This window comes from Pararobbsia alpina (assembly GCF_965118125.1).
In the GTDB taxonomy this organism is placed as follows: domain Bacteria; phylum Pseudomonadota; class Gammaproteobacteria; order Burkholderiales; family Burkholderiaceae; genus Pararobbsia; species Pararobbsia alpina_A.
On sequence record NZ_OZ221287.1, the window covers coordinates 2,357,424 to 2,376,668 of the forward strand.

Consider the following 19,245-nt stretch of genomic DNA (forward strand, 5'->3'; position numbering starts at 1 on the left):
GTCAGCGTGCGACGCATCGACTCAGCAGCCTGGCGTTTCCGCGCGAGGCGGCCTCGCTCGACCGTGGTGCCCCGCGGGAACTGACTAGCGCGGCGTGCCGCGTGTTCCGCCTGCTGGCCCGCGCATCGCCGCGTCCACCGGATCGAGCGCGGTCTGTTCGGGGTCGAGTGGCCTCCAGCGGCCATCGATGAGCCCTTCGAGCGGCTGGAAATTGGCCTTGTACGCCATCTTCCGGCTCTCACGGATCCAGTATCCGAGGTAGATATACGGCAGGCCCAGCTGCCGTGCCTGCTCGATCTGCCAGAGGATGTTGTAGGTGCCGTAGCTCGCGCGTTCGACGCTCGGGTCAAAAAACGTATATACCGATGACAGCCCGTCTCCGAGGATGTCGATCATGCTGATCATGCGCAGCGTGCCGCGTGGACGGCGCTCGCGCGCCCGGGCCGTGACGGTTTCGCCGACTGTCGGATGTGCGTCCGGCTGCGACGCACGCACCGGGTCCGCGTCGCTTGGGTCGTCGGCCGAGGTGCCGGCTACCTGATAGGCTTGATCCGCTGATTCGTTCGAGCCCGAGGACATCGTGGGGTTGAGCTCGTTCATGAGCGCATCGGTGAGGTCGGGGCGGTCCGCCGCTTGCGCGCTGTCGCGCTGCGTCATCGATTCCGATTCATCGGCGAGTTCGGGCTCGACCGGCTCACGGAACTCGACAAGCCGGGAGTTGATCCGGCTCTGCAGCAGGAATTGCTCGTATTGGTCACGGCTGTCGCGATCCATGCCGCCGCCCGCATGACGTACGGATTGGTAGCGCATGTAGAGCGCATAGTGCTCTTCGTCGTAGCGCAGCGGAGACACAGTCGCGACGAGATCGCCATGCTGCCGGATCGTGCGCTTTTGGGTCCGGTTCGGTACGAACGCCGCAACCGGGACGCGCACGGGCACACAGGCGCGGCAGCCGTCGCAATAGGGGCGATAGGTAAAGACGCCCGAACGCCGGAAGCCGGCGCGAACCAGTTCTGAATACACATCCGAATTGATCAGATGGCTGGGCGTCGCAACCTGCGAGCGTGCGATACGCCCGTCCAGATAGCTGCACGGATAGGGCGCCGTCGCATAGAACTGCAATGCAGACAATGGCGACAGCGGTAATTCGTTGGGGTGCGTCACGCTGCTGGCCTCGGCAAATGGGCGAACCCTTATTGCTCACTCACGGGTTGGAAACCCGGTACGGCTTCGAGCACCGTCTTGTCGAAGCGCCACGGAATCGGTGGCGCATCGACCGCGCCGCGCAGATGCGTGATGAAATCGCGTCGTGCGATTTCGAAGGCCCCGAGCGACGCCAGATGCGAGGTGTTCTGCTGGCAGTCTATCATTTGCACTCCATGCGCACGCAAGTGGCCCACGAGCGCCGCCAGCGCGATCTTCGACGCATCGGTACGTGAGGCGAACATTGACTCGCCAAAAAACATCGTGCCAAGCGATACGCCATACAAGCCGCCGACACGCCGGCCCTGGTACCAGGCTTCGACGCTGTGCGCGAGACCCTGCCGATACAGCGCCGAATACGCGGCGATGACTTCGGGCGTGATCCACGTGCCGTCCTGTCCAATGCGCGGCGCACGTGCGCACGCGCGCATAACCTCGGTAAAGTGGTCGTCGACGCGAATCTCCCACGCCTCATCGCGAAGCACATGCCGAAGCGTCTTGGCGAACGACTTGGTCAGACGAAACCGCTCGGGTTGCAACACCATGCGGGGGTCCGGACTCCACCAGAGCACGGGTTGACCATTCGAATACCACGGAAAAATGCCGCAGCGATACGCGTCGAGCAGGCGCTGCGCACTGAGCTCGCCAGTGGCGGCGAGCAGTCCGGCAGCACCGCTCGAGGGTCCGAGCGCATGTTCAAGCGGGGGGAACGGATCGTCCGCACGCAGCCAGGGGACCATCGAGCCGCTCCGGATCAGCCGTCGCGCAGCGCGCGGAAGATATCGCCCGTATGCAGACCGAAATGACCTCCCGCGCGATCCGCGAAGAAAAAGCGCAGCGTCTGGCCCACGGTCGGGAAGGCGATGTCTTCCCAAGGGATCTCGTCTTCGGAAAACAGACGCACTTCGAGGCTTTCCTCGCCGGCCTCGACGTCGATGTCGAGCAGCCGCGCAAGATAGAACAGGTGCACCTGGTGCACGTGCGGCACGTTGAGCAATGAGAACAGGCTCTGCACTTCGACGCGCGCGCCGGCTTCCTCGAGTGTCTCGCGCGCCGCGGCATGCGACGTGGTTTCGCCGAGTTCCATGAACCCTGCAGGCAGGGTCCAGAATCCGTAGCGTGGTTCGATCGCGCGGCGGCACAGCAGCACCTTGTCTTCCCAGACCGGCACGGTGCCGACGACGTTGCGCGGGTTCTGATAGTGGATCGTGCCACAGTTGTCGCAGACGAAACGTTCGCGATTGTCACCCGGAGGAATGCGCGAGCTCACGGCGTGGCCGCAGACTGAACAGAATTTCATCGAGGACAATGCGCGCCGAACAGGGGGCACTAGATTGGAATGCAGCGAGTTTAGCATTGGCCCCATGCAGTGCTCTATTCATTGCCCCAGGACATTGCTTATATACGCTGCCCGGACACGTCATCACGCCATCATTGAATCCGCGTACAAAGGGCGTCGGGCAGTGCGATTTGATAGCAAGCGAAGAAAGACGTTGCGCGGACTCGCAGGGTTCCCTATAATCTCATCTTTCGACGGACGCGGGGTGGAGCAGTCTGGCAGCTCGTCGGGCTCATAACCCGAAGGTCGTAGGTTCAAATCCTACCCCCGCAACCAAGCCAGAATTTGATGATGTTGAGCCGGGTCATTGACCACGTTGTACGGTTCACATCGCATGAAGTAGCGTCGTGATGCAGGTCATGCGAAGCAGGTTGTCGCAGGGCAATGAGAAAGCAACACATCGCGAGCTTCTAAGCCAGTCGCCGCACGGATCGCCGACACGATATCGAAAGATTTCATACGGGCGCGGGGTGGAGCAGTCTGGCAGCTCGTCGGGCTCATAACCCGAAGGTCGTAGGTTCAAATCCTACCCCCGCAACCAATCCCTCTTTGAGGTTGTTAAAAAACCCGGCTCTACGCCGGGTTTTTTATTGCCTGTCCAGAACGTGCATGTCGACGCGAATGACGCGCATGATTGCGTGCAAAGTGTCGAGCGTTTGACTGTCAACGCGCGCGATGCGCATCAAGGTCTCCGGGTGCAATGCGTATCAAGTTCACCGGATCGGCGCCTGCGGATTGAAACCGCGGCTATCCACTTCTCGTTCATCCGGCTATTTGCAGCGGATCACCATCGAACGGCTTTTGACATTCGCGGTCGCGATATTGCTCACGCCACCCCCTGCCGCAGCGCCATCATCGTTGTCCTTCGAGACGATGTCATAGCCACTCGCGCCACACGCATCTCCGGCGCGCTGATAACACTCGGCCCAACTCGAGCCGGATCCCGAGCCGCTGCAGTTGACTGCAAACCCGGACTGACCGTCGGGTAAATGCACAAGGTCTGTTGAACTCGTGCTGCAAGCGGTCACGCCGACGCCGATGAATGCTGCAAACGCCAGCATCGTCATGGTTGAAACACATCGCCAATAACGTATCGCGGGCGCTGTCATGTTGCGGAATGACGAAGGCCGATCGTGCGGCTCATTGTGGTCTGCGCGATTCAATAGACCAGGGTGATCGGCGCGGAGGCTGTGTTCGGAATGCGGCACATGGTTGTGCATCGTCGACCTCGGAAGTCTGTCAATGGCGACGCAGCGTTGCAGCAATCAACGTGCCTCGACGGAGCAATCGGTGTGCCTTCTGTTGCAGAGTCGTAAGCAGTGGCAACAGGGGTGTAAGCGCCGGCAACAACCGTTTTAAAGTGCAGCGTCGGGGCGGCCTGGGCACAGCGCCTGCACTGTCAATGGCATCGAGTTAATCGGTGTCATACATGCAAGGAAACCACAACATTCAGATCCAGAATCCGGCACTCCTCGAGCTCGTCGAAGCCGTCGCCGACCTTTTCCCGCAGACATCCGAGGTCCGGGAGGTCGGAGCGGATGCCGCGCCGGCGCTTTTTATCAGCTGGCGAACGGAAGGCTCGCGCGATCACGCCGGCAATCTCAATTGGGGTGTGCTGTTTCGTTTCGAAGCCGACTTGCTCGAGCGATACGGGCAACTCGAGGTTGCACATCGCGAACGCATTCGCGCGTCGCTTCGCGTTCTCGCACAGTCTTTGCAGTTTTCTTATGACGGCGCCCACTCGCGCTCATTGTTTGTGATCGACGTCCCTCGCACGCTGTTCGACCTTCGCTACAATACAAGGCCGCAAGGTGCTTCCGCGGAGGAAGACGATGCAGATCGAATTTCCAGATAGCGAGCCGGCCTACAGCTCGGACAATCTCACGCTGACATTTGCCGCGCACGTCGATGGTCGCATCGTGCCGTGCGCGATATCAGTCGAAGCGCTTGAAGATCACTTCGGCGCCCATGCGTGCAATGTCGACGCCTGGCGCCATGCGTTTGTGTCCGGACGCGAAACCATTGAGGAAGCGGCGCGCCAGCATCTGCGTCTTTCCAATGGCGCTCCCATTTTGCTCAAGAGCGGTCATTTCCCGCCCGGATCGGCGTTTTCGGTATACCGGAAGCCGTCGATTCATGCGCGTTCAGTCTGAACGGCGCACGCATCTGCAAAGTGCTCATGCCGGTAAGCGCGTTGGCGCAAACCGGTGTTCAATGAGCCTTGGCAATTTGGTAACAAAAAGCATTTCAAAGTTACAACTGCGCATTCGACAATCGGATCGAAATCGCGTGAAGCCTTTGTCTGTAGGGGAGTGCAAGCGACGGCACGGTGCTTGCTTAGGCATAGGCGATCGACAACAACAGACTTCGGGGGCCCGCCATGGGCGACTTCAATTCTTATGTGTTCTTTGCAATCGCTGCAGGTTTAACGGCCGCAGCGGTTGTGATCGCAATTGTGTCCGTCGTGAGTCACTTTCGTGAGGCCGGACTCACTCCGCGAACGTCACCCCCTGTTCTCGGCGAGCCCGTGTTGGGCGAATCGGACGTCGGCGCTGAATAAGCGCTAAGTAAGTGCCAAGTAAGCGTCATGCGGCGGCTGCGATAGGCATCCTGCAATAGCCGTCACGCAATAGCCATCAGATCGCGGTCAATCTCCCAGATCCGATCCCATGAAGGCGCGCATGAAAATCAATGCGCCCCATCCCCACATCGCATCAATCACAAACTCGAATGCAATGCGCGGCAGGATATTGCCGCTTGGCCATTCGCCTCGCAGCGGTCCGATCACGAAAATCGAAATCGCGGTCAGCGCAATGCCGCCGAACACAATCGCACCGATCCACGGTGCCGGGCGTGAGGGCGATACGCGAAGCAGCCACGCCATGACGATGGCGATCACGCCATTGATCAATGCGGACATGACGAATCCCGGCACGCCGAGCGGCGGTACGGGAGCGAGCGGGTAAGCCGTGTTCACAGTCGCGCCCGCGAGGTGCAGCAGCTCGACCGTTGGCTGCTGGAAAAAGATGACCGCGAGAAAGCCCGCGAGATAAGGCAGGATGATTCGTTGCATGACGCTCGGTTCAGGGCGGCGTCGAAGGCGACGACCGTAAGCCAGGGCGCCATTATAGGGGCGGGCGTGCGTGCACGAGATGCGTGCACGCAACGCAAAGCACGAAATCGCACAACCTAAGCAAAAATCAATCGTTCTAAAAGATCAGGGTGCTCCTTAGACTGGCCTCCAATGAAGCGCGCCATGTCCGATGTTTCGTGAAAGGCGTGTGCGCTGCTTGTACGGACCGACGCTGAGAAAGCCACGAGGAAGCCTGCCCGATGTCTTATGTCGTTACGATTTCCGGAAGTCCTGCCGCACGCTCGCGGAGCACCTATCTGCTGAGCGCCGCCGAAGCTTCGCTGCATGCGCGCGGCATCGCGACGCGGCGCATCGAGCCTCGCGACTTGCCGGCGGAGGCCTTGCTTCATGCGGATTTCGGACACCCGGCCATTCGCGAAGCGCTCGAACTTGTCGAACATGCGCAAGCCGTGGTGATCGCGACGCCGGTCTACAAAGTGGCCTATAGCGGTTTGGTCAAGACCTTCCTGGATCTGCTGCCTCAGACAGGGCTGACGGGCAAGCTGGTGTTGCCGATCGCGACGGGCGGCAGTCTTGCGCATCTGCTCGCGCTCGACTACGCGCTCAAGCCCGTTCTGTCGTCGCTCGGCGCACGTCACGTACTCGCCAATGTATTTGCGACGGACACGGAAGTGCCATCGGGTGAGCGCGGTTACGAGGCCGGACCGCCTGTGGTCGAGCGCCTCACGCAATCGATCGATCAGCTCGTTCGCGTCTGGTTCGACCAGGTCGAACTCAAGGCACATCGTGAACAACGAAGCCGTGACGATACGTCGCACGCGGCAGCGGTGGCGGCGTATGCAACGGACAGTCATTCCACGCAGCACGGCGGCGCGGGCCATCGCGAGGTCGTACTGGCGCCGGTGCCTTCCCGATGTCAGGACTGACGCGTGAGTGAACGTCGCACCTGACGGCCTGCCCGCGGCGTGATGCGGGTACGCCGTCTGTTTTTTGCACAGACATGTCATAACCACTTCGATCGACGCGCCAGCACCGCGTTGCGGCGTGCGGCTGCGTCTCGTCCGGACCATCGAATTCAAGAACACACCATCATGAGCCACGATCCACACCCGATCGATGCACGCAAGCGTCAACTCTTGCGTGTATCTGCTGCAGTTACACTTGGTGCCGCGCTCGGTACCACCGGCGTTGCGCGTGCCGCCACTCAAGGCAGCAAAGTCGTGCGCATCGGATACCAGAAGTACGGAACGTTTGTGATTCTCAAGGCGCGCGGCACACTCGAGAAGCGGCTCGCGGCCCAGGGCGCCACCGTTCAGTGGCTCGAGTTCCCGGCCGGCCCTCAATTGCTCGAGGGGCTGAATGCCGGCGCCGTCGATCTCGGCACCGTCGGCGAAACGCCGCCGATCTTCGCGCAGGCCGGCGGCGTGGATTTTGTGTATATCGGCAACGAGCCGGCCGCGCCGTCATCGGAAGCGATCGTGATTCCGAAGAATTCGACGATCCGCTCCGTCGCGGATCTGCGCGGCAAGAAGGTCGCGCTCAATCGCGGCTCGAATGTGCACTACCTGCTCGTGCGTGCACTGGCGGCGGCCAATCTCAAGTACACCGATATCCAGCCGGTGTACCTCGCGCCGGCCGATGCCCGCGCCGCGTTCGAACAGAACAACGTCGATGCGTGGGTCATCTGGGATCCGTACTTTGCTTCGATCCAGCATGCGGGCGGCAAAGTGCTCATCGATGGAACAGGACTCGTGCGCAATCTCCAGTTCTACGTATCGGCGCGCAAATATGCCGAGCAGTCGCCGGATCTCGTGCGGACCGTGCTCGATGAACTTCGCGAAGTCGACGTGTGGGGCAAGGCCAATCCGGCGGAGATCACGCGCGTGCTCGCACCTCAGACTGGGCTCGACCCGGCCGTGATCGATCTCGCTGTGAACCGGTACTCGTACGGCGTGCAGCCGATCACGGACGAAACCATCGCGTATCAGCAGAACATCGCCGACACGTTCACCGATCTCAAACTCATTCCCCGCAAGCTCGAAGTGAAGCAGGCGCAATGGAAGGCTTGAGGGCAGACCTCAGTGATCGGGCGACGAAGCACAGCCTTCGAACCGCCCGGGCCAAAGCCCATTCGAACAAGGACCGCAGCACATGAACGTTTTCTGGTTTATCCCGACACACGGCGACAGTCGCTACCTGGGCACCTCGGAGGGGGCACGCGAAGCGAGCTTCGACTATTTCCGGCAAATCGCGGTCGCCGCTGACACGCTCGGCTATGAGGGTGTGTTGCTGCCCACCGGCCGTTCGTGCGAAGACGCGTGGGTCGTCGCATCGAGCCTGATCGGCGCGACGCGGCGCTTGAAATTCCTCGTTGCGATTCGTCCCGGCATCACATCGCCGGCGCTCGCTGCGCGCATGGCCGCGACGTTCGATCGTCTGTCCGGTGGCCGCTTGCTGATCAACGTGGTGACCGGTGGCGATGCAACGGAGCTCGAAGGCGACGGCGTCTTCACGAACCACGACGAGCGATACGAGATCACGGACGAGTTTCTGCATATCTGGCGTCAGATACTCGAGGCATCGCACGACAACGGATCGATCGATTTCATCGGCAAGCATCTGAGGAGCAAAGGCGGCAAGTCGCTCTATCCGCCCGTGCAGAAGCCGCATCCGCCGCTGTGGTTTGGCGGCTCGTCGCCGGCTGCGCACGCGATGGCCGGTACGCATATCGATACGTACCTGACCTGGGGCGAGCCGCTCGAGGCAGTCGAAAAGAAGATCGCCGACATCCGCAAGCGCGCAGCCGATCAGGGCCGCACGATCCGTTTCGGCATCCGCTTTCACGTGATCGTGCGCGAGACGTCGCAAGAAGCGTGGGCAGCGGCGGACAAGCTCATCAGCCGGCTCGACGACGAGACGATCGCCCGCGCACAAGCGGCGTTCGCGAAGATGGACTCGGAAGGGCAGCGGCGCATGGCTGCCTTGCATGGCGGACGCCGCGACAAGCTCGAGGTTGCACCGAATATCTGGGCTGGTGTCGGCCTGGTGCGAGGCGGTGCAGGGACGGCGCTGGTCGGCAACCCCGAAGAGGTCGCCGCACGCATGAAGGAGTATGGCGAGCTCGGGATCGAAACCTTCATTCTGTCGGGCTATCCGCATCTCGAGGAGTCGTACCGGTTCGCGGAGCTCGTGTTCCCGTTGCTGCCGCGCAAGCAGCGTGAACAGATTGGCGGCCCGTTGTCGGGTCCGTTCGGAGAGATCGTCGGCAACAGTTATTTGCCGAAGGTGTCGCAAAGCTGATCAACACCGTGTGCCGATCGCGCAGACCCCCGCGCGCTGATCGGCTCATTGACACGGGTCCCGGAGAACGACAATGGCGACGCCGCTCACATCAAAAGCCTCATCGCAGGCCACCTCGCAGGCCACACCGCAGGCCACATCACAGGCACGCCCCTTGCCGCGCCGCGCGCCTTATCCGGTGACGTTCGCTTCGATCGTGCCATGGCTGCTGCCGTTGCTGATCCTTGCGGTGTGGGAGACCGGGGCGCGCGAGCAGTGGATTTCAACGCGCGTGTTGCCCGAGCCGCTCGCCGTCATCAAGGCGGCCTGGGGTCTCGCACTCGACGGGTCGATGTGGGACAACGTCAAGGTCAGCACGCTGCGTGCGCTGGCGGGCTTCGCCGTCGGGGGCACGCTCGGACTGGTGTTCGGCCTGGCCACAGGCGTGTCGCGCAACGTCGCACTCGCGCTCGATTCGACCTTGCAGATGATCCGCAATATCCCGGCGCTTGCAATGATCCCCCTTGTCATTCTCTGGTTCGGGATTGGCGAAGAAGCGAAGTTGTTTCTGGTGGCGCTGGGCGTGTTCTTTCCGATTTACCTGAACACGTATCACGGCATTCGCTCGGTCGATCGCAACCTGATCGAGATGGCGCAGAGCTACGGACTGTCGGGTTGGCCGCTCTATCGCGATGTCATCCTGCCGGGCGCCTTGCCCTCGATCCTGGTGGGTGTGCGGTTCGCGCTGGGACTGATGTGGGTCACATTGATCGTTGCGGAAACCGTGTCTGCGCAATCGGGCATTGGCTACATGACGATGAATGCCCGCGAGTTTTTGCAAACCGACGTCGTGCTGGTCGGCATCCTGCTTTACGCCTTGCTCGGCAAGCTGGCCGATGTGATCGCGACCGCGATCGAACGCCGTGTCTTGCGCTGGAACCCCGCGTATCGCAAGAAGAGCCGCGCACGTTGAGGACACGATGTGGTCCGAACGGTTTCCGTCTGCATTGCAGGTAAACGTGCCGAGAGCGTGATCGCTCTTTGCCATCGTCTTTCGTGGAGCAGGGCCTATGAGCGGCACCGCCAGTTTGATTCAGACGCCTTTCCCGGGCGTCACGAGCCTCGATATCGAGGCTGAGCTGGGATCGGGTTTCGATTCGCAGCGCGCGACGAATAGTCAGGCAACGCTGAAGCCGCTGCATTTCGACCGTGAAGGCGACCATGCGGCGCAAGCACCGGCAACCAGCCGCGCCACACCGCGTCCGGTCGCTGTTGCGCTCGAGCGCGTCGCCAAGCGCTACGGTGAGCGCACCGTGCTCGAGCATTTCGATCTGAATATCGAGCGTGGCAGCTTCGTGGCGATCGTGGGGCGCAGCGGCTGCGGCAAGTCGACCTTGCTCAGGCTTGTTGCCGGTCTCGAGTCGATCGACGAAGGTTCGCTGCAAGCACGCCGCGACGACGGCACGCCGCTCGAGACACGGATCATGTTCCAGGATGCGCGCCTGCTGCCGTGGAAGACCGTGCTCGAGAACGTGATGCTGGGTATGCCGAAACACGCACGGGCACGTGCGCGTGCGGTGCTCGCCGATGTCGGGCTCGCGGAGCGCGAAAACGACTGGCCCGCCGAGCTCTCGGGAGGCCAACGTCAGCGTGTCGCCCTGGCACGCGCGCTCGTGCACGAGCCTGAACTGTTACTGCTCGACGAACCTTTGGGCGCGCTCGATGCACTCACGCGCATCGAGATGCACGGCCTCATCGAACGTCTCTGGCGCGAGCGCGGCTTCACGGCCTTGCTCGTGACGCACGATGTTCACGAGGCCGTCGCGCTTGGCGACCGTATCGTGCTGATCGAGCAAGGACGTCTTGCGCTCGACACGCCTGTGGGGCTTGCACGGCCACGCGCACGGGGCAGTGCGGCGTTTGCGGCACTCGAAGACAGCGTGCTTCAGCGTGTGCTCCGCAGCTCGAACGGATCGAATGGATCCGGCGACGGCCACGATGGCGGCGGGACGGCGTCGCATGCCGATGCAGCGCGGCGCGTGTTTTCGCCCGGCGAGGTGCGTTGGGCGCTTTGATTGTGTTTCACCCACTCTTCTTTTCATTTCAACAGGACATACCATGACGATCAGCGCGATCAATGTGCGAAATCAATTCAAAGGCAAGGTCAAGGAAATCATTCGCGGGTCTGTCGTGTCGGAAGTCGATGTCGAAACGCCGTTTGGCATTGTGACGTCGGTCATCACCACGCGTTCGATCGACGAACTCGACCTCAAGGTGGGCGCGGAGGTCGTGGCGCTCGTCAAGTCGACCGAGGTTTCCATCGCGCGTCTGTAACTCGCGCGCGAGTGATTCGAAGTGTCGGGTCAGATGTTCCAGTGCTCGGCGAAATCGGAGAGATGGTGGCGAAGCAGGTCGATCTGCTCGAGTAACTGCGCGGTCAACCATCGATAACGCTCGAGCTCGGCCGAACCGGCTGGGGAGGTGAAAACGTCCATCGAGGCAGGTGCGTCCATCGCCGCAGGCGTGCCCGGCAATGCAGACGATTCTGTCGAGACGGGTGTGGCGAGGAGCGGCGATGGGGCGGCGGTGTCGGGCGTCTCGACAGATGTGCCGACGCCCCGGCTCGCGCGCCAGGGACGCAGCCGCGCGACCGTGCCGTATTTGAGCGCGCGCGCGATGCCCACGAGCGTCTCGCGAATCCGGCGGTCGTCCGCTGCGAGTGCGTTCGCAATCAGCGCGCGCGCCGCCGTATCGGATTCGTCGACGTGGACCGCGGTGAGCATTTCCAGCGCGCCGATAATTCCCCGCAGATTGCGCTGAATCGCTTCAAGACGCGACGATGGCACGTCGATCTCTTTCGCGACGGACGGCAGCAGGGCGCGCAGTTGCACGAGCATCGTGCCCTGGCGCACCAGGATCTTCACGTGTTCGTCGTCGACCACGGACTGCCCGCTGACGATGCGCGAGTAGAGCCGCGCGCAGTCGCGCAATCCGTCGGCGAGTTTGTAGCGCCATGAATACGTGGCGTAGAGCGGCAGCGCGAACGAAAACAGCAGCGCGATCACGATACCGATCAGCACATCGGCCGTTCGCCACAAGCCGTCGCTGAACTCCGCATCGCCGTGACCCGCCACAATCATCATCGTGATGCCGCCGAGCAGCGCGATATACCCGGCCGGCCCGATCGCGTAATAGGCAGCGATACCGCAGCCGATCGACATCAAGGTGTAGGTCAGGGCGGGCAGGTGAAACGATGACTGCACGAGAATGAGCAGCAGGCCGCCGGTCGCGCCGATCAGTGTGCCGAGCGCGCGCTCAGCCGACTTCTTGCGGATATTGCCGTGATGCTGCAAGCCGCCGATAACGATCAACACTGTGATCGACGCCCATTCTCCATGCGGCAAGTCAATGCCCGTAGTGAGCGCAATCGATGCCAGCAACGCCGCGGCCACACGGAATGCATGAATGAATTTCGCATGCCGATAGCGGCGGTACGGGTCGGTGATCTGCCGGAGCAGAGTGCGCGCACTCAGGCGCAAGCGGACGATGGGAGAGGGCCTCATTGGCCCGAATTTACGTGAGCCTGACCCAATTGGGAATATGAACCGAATGTTTCCTGGCACGCCGCCTTATGTCGGGGCGTGCCATAACGCGTGCAATCACACGCACAATCACACGTGCAATCAGTAACCGCTGTTGTTGCGGTCACGCCGCTGGGCGCGCGTGACGATGGCCGCCGTGACTGTGACTGTCTGGAGCTCGCGCTTCATCAATGTGATGGTCCGCGGCGAATGCGAGTGCGAAGGTGTCAACGACCATACCAGTGCGATGACCCAGCCGATCACGCTCCAGCCGAGTACGGCATTGAAGAGTGCGATCACGAGCGTATCGGAGTGCTTGCGTTGATCCGCAAGGATCGACGGCAGGAAATACACCGACACAGCAACTGCAATGGCCGCAAATTCAATAACCGATTTCAACATGTCGTTTTCTCCGGCGAATCAGAATCCGTCGTCTCTGGGGTGACGGTTTAAACAGTCTAATCCTGAGTGAACTCAGTATTAACCCGGATTCGTGCAAGAGTCTGTTCAGTTTATGCGCGCCTATCGGATCAATAGCCTATAAATGGGTCGAAAAGTCAGAGCAATACGGCTCTATCTTTCGATTTACTTTCATTTTGCGGGTGAATTTAACGAATCACGGCGGCGTGCGATCATACGGCCGGCCTTTTCCCGTCTCCTCGATCTATTCAATGCCGTTGAATCTCAAGGTTGCACAGTTGCTGGACTCGATTGCCCGATCGAAATTCGCGCCGCTTCACACCCTGTCGCCGGAAGACGCGCGCGCGTCCTATGCGCGTAGCGCGCCGATTCTCGATGTGGCGCCGGCGCCGCTGGCGCGAGTCGAGGATCTCGAGGTACCGGTACGGGACGGCAGTTCGATCCGCGTGCGCTTCTATCAGCCTTTCGAGCCGGACTGGACGCACCCCGCGCCCGCGCTGCTGTTCACGCATGGGGGCGGCTTTGTGGTCGGCAATGTCGACACGCACGATACGTTGTGCCGTCTGTTTGCACGCGATGCGCAATGCATGGTGTTGTCGGTCGACTACCGGCTCGCGCCGGAACACCGGTTTCCGACCGCGGTTGAAGATGCGTTCGACGCGCTTCAGTGGCTCTTTGCCAATGCATTGAGCTACGGCATCGATCCCGAGCGCATCGCAGTCGGCGGCGACAGCGCGGGCGGCACGCTGGCCACGGTGTCGGCGATTCTTGCGCGTGATGCGGGCCTCAAGCTGGCCCTGCAACTGCTGATCTACCCGGGTGTCGGAGCACATCAGTCGACGCCGTCGCACACGGCGTACGCTGACGGCTACTTCCTATCGGGGAAAACGATCGACTGGATGTTCGCGCAATACGTGCACAATCGGGCGGAACGGGACGACTGGCGTTTCGCGCCGCTGGATGGCCACATCAATGCGCCGGCGAGTTTTTCCGGTCTGGCACCCGCGTGGATCGCCGCGGCCGAATACGACCCGCTGTTCGACGAAGACCGTGCCTATGCGGCCAAGCTGCGCGACGCGGGCAACGACGTCACGCTGCGCGTCTACGAGGGCATGGTGCACGAGTTCTTCAAAATGGGCCGGTTTGTTCCTGAAGTCGCTCAGGCTCACGCCGACGCGGTCGAAGCGCTCAAGCGGGCGTTTGGCAACGACTGACTTTCTTCATTTCACAGCCAGGCAGGATATCCATGCACGAAGCGCCTTCCATTGAAATCGTGACGGGAGACTGGGCACAACTTGGCCCGGACGCGGCGCGAATCCGCGATGCGGTGTTCATTCGCGAGCAGGGCATTCCGGCGGAGCTCGAATGGGACGCCGACGATGCGACGTCGGTCCATGTCGTGGCGTATCGCGTGGGAGCGGTGAGAGAGCCGGTGGCGACCGCGCGACTATTGAGCGAGGGCTGGATCGGACGCGTCGCGGTGCTCAAGTCCGCGCGGCGCGGCGGGCTCGGCCAGCGCCTTGTCGAGGCACTGGTCGAGGCGGCGCGTGTGCGTGGTGACGATGCGGCGCGCCTGTATGCACAGACCTATGTGACGCCGCTCTACGAGAAATGCGGCTTCGTCGTGGTCGGCGAACCGTTCGAAGAGGCCGGCATTCCGCACATCGAGATGATGCGGATACTACGCGCGGGCGTTCAATTGTCCGAAGGCAGCGCGTAGGGCAGCGGCAAGAACGTCAAAGCCGGTCCGGTCGCGCTCCCCACATGCACCGACGGGCTTTCGATTGACGCGAGCTTGATCTCAATGAGGCAGTCGACGCCACCCGTACGTGCCGGTGCGGCATTGATCACCATGCCGCACGGCTGATCGGGTTCGCTCGAATCGAAGATCTCGTCGCCCGCCTGACCCGCACTGACGTGTGCGAGCATTGCGCGCCGCTTGATCGTGCCGCGATACTGGCTCCGCGCGACGATTTCCTGCCCGGGATAGCACCCCTTCTTGAAGTTCACGCCGCCGAGCACTTCGAAATTGATCATCTGCGGGACGAATTGTTCGAGCGTCGCGGCGGTGATTCGCGGCTCGCCGGCGTGGATGTCGAGCCAGTCCCAGACAGCCGGCGGCACCTGGCGCAGCGCGCTGGTCAACGCGCCCGAGTTCGCGTCGAACTGTTCGCGCGTCGCGACCCAGAGAAAGCGCTGGCGCCCTTCGGGCGCATCGGGCACGCGAATCAGGCTGCCGGCTTCGCCGCTGACCACGCCATGCACGGTATCGGGCAACGCAGGAAAAATCGCCGACAGCGGGCCGGTGGCATCGCCGACGATGCCGACCGCGACGTGCGTCGCCGTGACATCGGCCAGCTTGGCCTTGGCGCGCAAGACGAACATCGACAGTCGCTTGACCACGCCCGCGGCGAGGTCGGCCGACGCCAGCATCCGGATCGTCTCGCCCGTGCGCCAGACGAGCATGCTCGCTAGCAGGCGGCCCTTCGGCGTGCAGTAGCCGGCGAGGCGTGCCGAGCCGCTTGCGAGCGACTCGACGTCGTTGGTCAACTGAGCGTGCAGAAACGAGGCGGCATCGGCGCCCGCGACGTCGATCACAGCAAACTGGTTCAGTACGGCATACGCCGCCTTTTCAGCGGCATGGTCGAAATCGGCGGCGACGGGTAAAGGCGACGACGCGAGAGGGCTCGGATGGGCTGCGGCAGAGGCGGCGGCCGGAGCATCCGCGCCATTGGCGGATGCAGCGTTGAGCGACGAAGCGGACGAAGGCGAATGAGAAGCGGCGGTCATAAACACCCGACGGTGATCTAATAGGGGCAAGCAAGTATTATATGGGCCGTTCGGAAACCCCTTCAGTCGCATGTCCTTTCTTCGAAACCTGCTGATCGCCGCGCTTGTGCTGGTCGCCGCGGCGGGGGGCGCTTTTTACTATTGGGCCAACCGGCCGCTGAGCTTCGCAACGAGTCCGCTCGATGTGACGATCCGCCCGCACAGTTCGACGCGCAGCGTATCGGAACAACTCGAGACCGGCGGTGTGCCGCTCAACCATTGGCTTTTCGAGCTGATGGCCCGTGGCTTGCGCATGACGACGGCGCTCAAGTCCGGCAACTACGAATTCTCGAACGGCGTGACGCCGTATCAGGTCCTGCTCAAGATCGCGCGCGGCGACGTGAATCAGTTCGCCGTGACGATCGTCGAGGGCTGGACGTTTGCGCACATGCGCGCCGAACTGAATGTCAGCCCCGCGCTCGAGCATGACACGGCGAGCATGTCGGATGCCGAATTGCTCACGGCGATCGGCGTGCCCGAGACGCAGGCCGAAGGCTTGTTCTTCCCCGACACCTACCTGTTCGACAAGGGTGAGAGCGACCTGTCGGTGTTCAAGCGTGCCTACAAGGAGGGCCATGACCGGCTCGCCCAGGCCTGGGCCGCGCGCGCGCCCGACCTCGCGTTCCAGACGCCGTACGAAGCGTTGATCATGGCGTCGCTCGTGGAGAAGGAGACGGGCGTGAAAGCCGATCGCAGCCTGGTATCGGCGGTCTTTTCGAACCGGCTCAAAAAGGGCATGCCGCTGCAAACCGATCCGAGCGTGATCTACGGCATGGGCGCGGCCTACGACGGCCATCTGCACAAGCATGACCTGCAGACCGACACGCCTTACAACACCTATATGCACCCGGGTCTGCCGCCGACGCCGATTGCGCTGCCGGGCATGCCGTCGCTGATGGCGGCCGTGAATCCGGCCCAAAGCAATGCGCTCTATTTTGTATCGCGCGGCGACGGGCACAGCGAGTTTTCAGAAAGTCTCGGCGAACACAATCGCGCCGTCGATAAATACATCCGGGGTAAGCAATGACGCAGGCACGCGGCAAGTTCATCACATTCGAGGGCATCGACGGGGCCGGCAAGACGACGCACCTCGAGTGGTTCCGTGAGCAGCTCGAGCGCTCGCGTGTGCCGGCTGGCGCGTCGGTCGTCATGACACGCGAGCCTGGCGGCACTTCGCTCGGCGAGTCGCTGCGCCAGATTCTGTTGCACGAGCCCATGCATCTCGAGACGGAGGCGCTGCTGATGTTCGCGGCGCGCCGCGAACATATCGCAACCGTGATCGAGCCCGCGCTCAGCCGGGGCGACTGGGTGTTGTGCGATCGCTTTACCGACGCAACGTTTGCCTATCAGGGCGGTGGACGGGGCCTGTCACTCGACAAGCTGGCCACACTCGAGCGCTGGGTTCAGGAGGGGCTTGAACCCGACGTGACGCTGCTCTTCGACGTACCGACGCAGACCGCGAGCGAGCGCCGCGGTGCTGCGCGTGAGCCTGACAAGTTCGAACGTGAATCGGACGGATTCTTCACGCGAACCCGCGACGAATATCTGCGCCGGGCTGCCGAGGCGCCCCGGCGATTTGCGATCATTGACGCGACGCAGTCGATTGAAAATATTCGCGTGAAACTTAAAGATATTGTTTCAAGTATTTGATTTTTAATCATAAATAGTTATTTTAATAATAATCGACGTGAAAAATGCTTTTGGTCTGACCAAAAACTCGCTTTTCACATCATATTTATTTTCTAATTAATTGATTTAACAGTGAATTCATGATCTATCCTTGGCAAGTCGATGACTGGAGCCGGGTTCAGGCGCTCAAGCCGAACTGGCCGCATGCCCTGCTGTTTCACGGGCTGGCGGGCACCGGCAAGGTCGACTTCGCGCGCCATCTCGCAAAGGGCCTGCTTTGCGAATCGCCGCTCGAGGATGGACAGCCTTGCGGTCATTGCGTCGCGTGCACCTGGTTTTCACAGGGCAACCATCCCGACTTTCGCGTGGTGTGCCCCGAGAGCATGGCCGCGGACAATCCCGGTGCGGCTGCGGCAGCCGGCGATGCAGGCGGTGACGCCTCGGACGACAAGGACGGTAAGAAGACCAAGACGCTCAGCAAGGAAATCAAGATCGAGCAGGTGCGTTCGTTGCTCGATTTCTGCTCTCTTGCGTCGCATCGGGGTGGCGTGCGCGTGGTGCTGCTCTATCCGGCCGAGGCGCTGAACGTCGCGGCTGCCAATGCGCTGCTCAAGACGCTCGAGGAACCCGCGTCCAGCGTGCGCTTTTTGCTTGTCACGCAGCGGCTCGACCGCCTGTTGCCGACGGTGATCAGTCGATGTCGCCAATGGGCCCTGACGACGCCCGAGCCGGCTGTGTCGAACGAGTGGCTGTCCGCGCAAGGCATCGAAGGCGGCGAGAAGGCGGCGGCGCAAGCGCTGGCCGAAGCCGGGGGTGCCCCGTTGCTCGCGCTCGACATCGCACGGGATCCGGAGCATGCGGCACTGCGTCGCTTTACGCTGCAGCAGCTCGCAGCCGGGCCCGGCTGTGACGCATTCGCGTGCGGCGAGACGCTGCAGAAGACCGCGGTGCCGCTCGTGCTCGGATGGCTGCAGCGCTGGCTGTATGACGTGATGGCCCAGCAGAGTGCGGGTCGCGCACGATACTTTCCTGATGCCGGCAAGGCCATCGAGCGGTGCGCAGCCGCGGTGGATCCCGTGGCGCTGGCGGCATACTGGCGCACCGTCGTGAGTCAGCGCGCCGTCGAAAATCATCCGCTGAACTCGCGGCTCGTATTCGAGTCTTTGTTTGCCGGTTATCGTGCGTTGTTTGAGGCCCGCTGACCCAACGCAACGGAAGCAACGGACGCAACGTACTCGGCGGGCTAAGCCGAGTCCACTGCTTCAACCAATGCAACCAACGCAACCGATTCAACGACGCAACCGATTCAACGACGCAACCGATTTAACCGACTCATCCGATTCAACCGACTCAAGCCTGCTGATTGCCCGATGAACCTGACCTTCCGCAATGCGACCCGCGATGACCTGCCGGCCATCGTCGCCATCTACAACACGACGATCGCTTCGCGACTGGTGACCGCCGATCTCGAACCGGTGTCGGTCGAGAGCCGTCACGAATGGTTCGACGCGCACTCGCCCGAGCGGCGCCCGCTCTGGATGGCCTACGACGACGGCCAACTGGTCGGTTGGCTCAGCTTCTCGGATTTCTATGGCCGTCCGGCCTATAACGGCACGTCCGAGATCAGCATCTACCTCGGCGAAAGCACGCGCGGCAAAGGCTATGGCAAGGCCATGCTGGCGCACGCGCTCGAGGTGGCGCCGTCGCTCGGCGTCAAAAGCGCGCTGGGATTTATCTTCGGCCACAATGAGCCGAGCCTCAAATTGTTCCGCCGTTTCGGCTTTACGGACTGGGGCGTGCTGCCGCGCGTGGCGAACCTCGACGGGATCGAGCGCGATCTCGTGATCCTCGGCCTGCGGCTCAAGGACTGA

The 19,245-nt window shown here is 62.0% G+C and carries 21 protein-coding genes, 2 tRNA genes and 1 pseudogene; 16 read left to right on the plus strand and 8 right to left on the minus strand.

All coding sequences use genetic code 11. The annotated features are described in order from the left end of the window. Positions 1-198 precede the first annotated feature (198 nt). From ACMFWR_RS10265 to ACMFWR_RS10275, 3 genes and pseudogenes are all read right to left on the minus strand, one after another. Positions 199-1,164 (minus strand): annotated as a pseudogene (locus ACMFWR_RS10265) (arginyl-transferase family protein); the annotation flags it as partial. Positions 1,165-1,193: 29 nt separating this feature from the next. Further along, on the minus strand, positions 1,194-1,943 hold the full coding sequence (aat, locus tag ACMFWR_RS10270; protein ID WP_413191573.1) for a leucyl/phenylalanyl-tRNA--protein transferase: 750 nt from the start codon (positions 1,941-1,943) through the stop codon (positions 1,194-1,196). Between the two features lie 14 nt (positions 1,944-1,957). After that, positions 1,958-2,503, minus strand: a complete 546-nt coding sequence (locus tag ACMFWR_RS10275; RefSeq protein WP_413191574.1) for an NUDIX hydrolase — start codon at positions 2,501-2,503, stop codon at positions 1,958-1,960. Between the two features lie 238 nt (positions 2,504-2,741). Between ACMFWR_RS10275 and ACMFWR_RS10280 the strand changes: the two genes are divergently transcribed. Together ACMFWR_RS10280 and ACMFWR_RS10285 are read left to right on the plus strand one after the other, a co-directional pair. Beyond that, positions 2,742-2,818 (plus strand) — tRNA-Met (locus ACMFWR_RS10280). Between the two features lie 188 nt (positions 2,819-3,006). Then, positions 3,007-3,083, plus strand: a tRNA-Met gene (locus ACMFWR_RS10285). Positions 3,084-3,312: 229 nt separating this feature from the next. Here the strand turns inward: ACMFWR_RS10285 and ACMFWR_RS10290 are convergent. Further along, positions 3,313-3,609 carry a hypothetical protein gene (locus tag ACMFWR_RS10290; protein WP_413191575.1) on the minus strand — a complete coding sequence of 99 codons (297 nt, stop codon included), beginning with the start codon at positions 3,607-3,609 and terminating at the stop codon, positions 3,313-3,315. A 362-nt stretch (positions 3,610-3,971) separates the two neighbouring features. On the opposite strand from ACMFWR_RS10290, the gene ACMFWR_RS10295 reads away from it, so the two are divergent. Further along, on the plus strand, positions 3,972-4,397 hold the full coding sequence (locus ACMFWR_RS10295) for a hypothetical protein (RefSeq protein ID WP_413191576.1): 426 nt from the start codon (positions 3,972-3,974) through the stop codon (positions 4,395-4,397). After that, the gene (locus ACMFWR_RS10300; RefSeq protein ID WP_413191577.1) at positions 4,375-4,695 is read left to right on the plus strand and encodes a DUF1488 domain-containing protein; all 321 of its coding nucleotides are present in this window, start codon (positions 4,375-4,377) and stop codon (positions 4,693-4,695) included. The genes ACMFWR_RS10295 and ACMFWR_RS10300 overlap by 23 nt, the downstream gene beginning before the upstream one ends. 494 nt (positions 4,696-5,189) lie before the next feature. Here ACMFWR_RS10300 and ACMFWR_RS10305 read toward each other — a convergent pair whose 3' ends face one another. Beyond that, the gene (locus tag ACMFWR_RS10305) at positions 5,190-5,615 is read right to left on the minus strand and encodes a hypothetical protein (protein ID WP_413191578.1); all 426 of its coding nucleotides are present in this window, start codon (positions 5,613-5,615) and stop codon (positions 5,190-5,192) included. 260 nt (positions 5,616-5,875) lie between these two features. On the opposite strand from ACMFWR_RS10305, the gene ssuE reads away from it, so the two are divergent. The 6 genes from ssuE (at position 5,876) to ACMFWR_RS10335 (ending at position 11,249) form a co-directional block, all read left to right on the plus strand. Next, entirely contained in the window at positions 5,876-6,562 is a 687-nt protein-coding gene (gene ssuE, locus ACMFWR_RS10310) for an NADPH-dependent FMN reductase (RefSeq protein ID WP_413191579.1), read from the plus strand. 165 nt (positions 6,563-6,727) lie between these two features. Then, a complete protein-coding gene (locus ACMFWR_RS10315) occupies positions 6,728-7,705 on the plus strand; it encodes a sulfonate ABC transporter substrate-binding protein (protein WP_413191580.1) in 978 nt (325 codons plus the stop codon). Between the two features lie 82 nt (positions 7,706-7,787). Continuing rightward, positions 7,788-8,936 (plus strand): FMNH2-dependent alkanesulfonate monooxygenase, encoded by a 1,149-nt coding sequence (ssuD, locus tag ACMFWR_RS10320; protein ID WP_413191581.1) that lies wholly within the window; start codon positions 7,788-7,790, stop codon positions 8,934-8,936. A gap of 73 nt (positions 8,937-9,009) precedes the next feature. Further along, positions 9,010-9,888 (plus strand): aliphatic sulfonate ABC transporter permease SsuC, encoded by an 879-nt coding sequence (ssuC, locus tag ACMFWR_RS10325; protein WP_413191582.1) that lies wholly within the window; start codon positions 9,010-9,012, stop codon positions 9,886-9,888. Positions 9,889-9,985: 97 nt separating this feature from the next. Next, positions 9,986-10,990: an ATP-binding cassette domain-containing protein gene (locus ACMFWR_RS10330; RefSeq protein WP_413191583.1), complete on the plus strand. Its 1,005-nt coding sequence runs from the start codon at positions 9,986-9,988 to the stop codon at positions 10,988-10,990. A gap of 43 nt (positions 10,991-11,033) precedes the next feature. Then, positions 11,034-11,249, plus strand: coding sequence for a TOBE domain-containing protein (locus ACMFWR_RS10335; protein ID WP_413191584.1), 216 nt, complete (start codon positions 11,034-11,036; stop codon positions 11,247-11,249). 29 nt (positions 11,250-11,278) lie between these two features. On the opposite strand, the gene ACMFWR_RS10340 is transcribed toward ACMFWR_RS10335, so the two are convergent. Together ACMFWR_RS10340 and ACMFWR_RS10345 are read right to left on the minus strand one after the other, a co-directional pair. After that, a complete protein-coding gene (locus ACMFWR_RS10340) occupies positions 11,279-12,478 on the minus strand; it encodes an FUSC family protein (RefSeq protein ID WP_413191585.1) in 1,200 nt (399 codons plus the stop codon). A 120-nt stretch (positions 12,479-12,598) separates the two neighbouring features. Then, the gene (locus tag ACMFWR_RS10345) at positions 12,599-12,898 is read right to left on the minus strand and encodes a superinfection immunity protein (protein WP_413191586.1); all 300 of its coding nucleotides are present in this window, start codon (positions 12,896-12,898) and stop codon (positions 12,599-12,601) included. Positions 12,899-13,167: 269 nt separating this feature from the next. On the opposite strand from ACMFWR_RS10345, the gene ACMFWR_RS10350 reads away from it, so the two are divergent. Beyond that, positions 13,168-14,130 (plus strand): alpha/beta hydrolase, encoded by a 963-nt coding sequence (locus ACMFWR_RS10350; protein WP_413191587.1) that lies wholly within the window; start codon positions 13,168-13,170, stop codon positions 14,128-14,130. A gap of 32 nt (positions 14,131-14,162) precedes the next feature. Continuing rightward, on the plus strand, positions 14,163-14,636 hold the full coding sequence (locus tag ACMFWR_RS10355; RefSeq protein WP_413191588.1) for a GNAT family N-acetyltransferase: 474 nt from the start codon (positions 14,163-14,165) through the stop codon (positions 14,634-14,636). Here ACMFWR_RS10355 and ACMFWR_RS10360 read toward each other — a convergent pair. Next, entirely contained in the window at positions 14,612-15,706 is a 1,095-nt protein-coding gene (locus ACMFWR_RS10360) for a YgfZ/GcvT domain-containing protein (protein WP_413191589.1), read from the minus strand. The genes ACMFWR_RS10355 and ACMFWR_RS10360 overlap by 25 nt on opposite strands. A 70-nt stretch (positions 15,707-15,776) precedes the next feature. Between ACMFWR_RS10360 and mltG the strand changes: the two genes are divergently transcribed. The 4 genes from mltG to ACMFWR_RS10380 all read left to right on the plus strand — a co-directional run bounded on the left by mltG (position 15,777) and on the right by ACMFWR_RS10380 (position 19,245). After that, positions 15,777-16,772: an endolytic transglycosylase MltG gene (gene mltG / locus ACMFWR_RS10365; protein ID WP_413191590.1), complete on the plus strand. Its 996-nt coding sequence runs from the start codon at positions 15,777-15,779 to the stop codon at positions 16,770-16,772. Then, positions 16,769-17,395 carry a dTMP kinase gene (gene tmk / locus ACMFWR_RS10370; RefSeq protein ID WP_413191591.1) on the plus strand — a complete coding sequence of 209 codons (627 nt, stop codon included), beginning with the start codon at positions 16,769-16,771 and terminating at the stop codon, positions 17,393-17,395. Before mltG ends, tmk begins: the two co-directional genes overlap by 4 nt. 119 nt (positions 17,396-17,514) lie before the next feature. Continuing rightward, complete coding sequence (locus ACMFWR_RS10375) at positions 17,515-18,576, plus strand: DNA polymerase III subunit delta' (RefSeq protein WP_413191592.1); 1,062 nt, start codon at positions 17,515-17,517, stop codon at positions 18,574-18,576. A gap of 168 nt (positions 18,577-18,744) precedes the next feature. Next, a complete protein-coding gene (locus ACMFWR_RS10380; RefSeq protein ID WP_413191593.1) occupies positions 18,745-19,245 on the plus strand; it encodes an N-acetyltransferase family protein in 501 nt (166 codons plus the stop codon).

Excerpts from the sequence above, each read along its gene's own strand:
- ACMFWR_RS10355 (WP_413191588.1), top strand. The coding sequence starts at position 14,163 with ATGCACGAAGCGCCTTCCATTGAAATCGTGACGGGAGACTGGGCACAA.
- tmk (WP_413191591.1), top strand. The coding sequence starts at position 16,769 with ATGACGCAGGCACGCGGCAAGTTCATCACATTCGAGGGCATCGACGGG.
- ACMFWR_RS10330 (WP_413191583.1), top strand. The coding sequence starts at position 9,986 with ATGAGCGGCACCGCCAGTTTGATTCAGACGCCTTTCCCGGGCGTCACG.
- ACMFWR_RS10350 (WP_413191587.1), top strand. The coding sequence starts at position 13,168 with ATGCCGTTGAATCTCAAGGTTGCACAGTTGCTGGACTCGATTGCCCGA.
- mltG (WP_413191590.1), top strand. The coding sequence starts at position 15,777 with ATGTCCTTTCTTCGAAACCTGCTGATCGCCGCGCTTGTGCTGGTCGCC.
- ssuE (WP_413191579.1), top strand. The coding sequence starts at position 5,876 with ATGTCTTATGTCGTTACGATTTCCGGAAGTCCTGCCGCACGCTCGCGG.
- ACMFWR_RS10315 (WP_413191580.1), top strand. The coding sequence starts at position 6,728 with ATGAGCCACGATCCACACCCGATCGATGCACGCAAGCGTCAACTCTTG.
- ACMFWR_RS10335 (WP_413191584.1), top strand. The coding sequence starts at position 11,034 with ATGACGATCAGCGCGATCAATGTGCGAAATCAATTCAAAGGCAAGGTC.
- aat (WP_413191573.1), bottom strand. The coding sequence starts at position 1,943 with ATGGTCCCCTGGCTGCGTGCGGACGATCCGTTCCCCCCGCTTGAACAT.
- ACMFWR_RS10290 (WP_413191575.1), bottom strand. The coding sequence starts at position 3,609 with ATGACGATGCTGGCGTTTGCAGCATTCATCGGCGTCGGCGTGACCGCT.
- ACMFWR_RS10375 (WP_413191592.1), top strand. The coding sequence starts at position 17,515 with ATGATCTATCCTTGGCAAGTCGATGACTGGAGCCGGGTTCAGGCGCTC.
- ACMFWR_RS10360 (WP_413191589.1), bottom strand. The coding sequence starts at position 15,706 with ATGACCGCCGCTTCTCATTCGCCTTCGTCCGCTTCGTCGCTCAACGCT.
- ssuC (WP_413191582.1), top strand. The coding sequence starts at position 9,010 with ATGGCGACGCCGCTCACATCAAAAGCCTCATCGCAGGCCACCTCGCAG.
- ACMFWR_RS10275 (WP_413191574.1), bottom strand. The coding sequence starts at position 2,503 with ATGAAATTCTGTTCAGTCTGCGGCCACGCCGTGAGCTCGCGCATTCCT.
- ACMFWR_RS10345 (WP_413191586.1), bottom strand. The coding sequence starts at position 12,898 with ATGTTGAAATCGGTTATTGAATTTGCGGCCATTGCAGTTGCTGTGTCG.
- ACMFWR_RS10340 (WP_413191585.1), bottom strand. The coding sequence starts at position 12,478 with ATGAGGCCCTCTCCCATCGTCCGCTTGCGCCTGAGTGCGCGCACTCTG.
- ACMFWR_RS10295 (WP_413191576.1), top strand. The coding sequence starts at position 3,972 with ATGCAAGGAAACCACAACATTCAGATCCAGAATCCGGCACTCCTCGAG.
- ssuD (WP_413191581.1), top strand. The coding sequence starts at position 7,788 with ATGAACGTTTTCTGGTTTATCCCGACACACGGCGACAGTCGCTACCTG.
- ACMFWR_RS10300 (WP_413191577.1), top strand. The coding sequence starts at position 4,375 with ATGCAGATCGAATTTCCAGATAGCGAGCCGGCCTACAGCTCGGACAAT.
- ACMFWR_RS10305 (WP_413191578.1), bottom strand. The coding sequence starts at position 5,615 with ATGCAACGAATCATCCTGCCTTATCTCGCGGGCTTTCTCGCGGTCATC.
- ACMFWR_RS10380 (WP_413191593.1), top strand. The coding sequence starts at position 18,745 with ATGAACCTGACCTTCCGCAATGCGACCCGCGATGACCTGCCGGCCATC.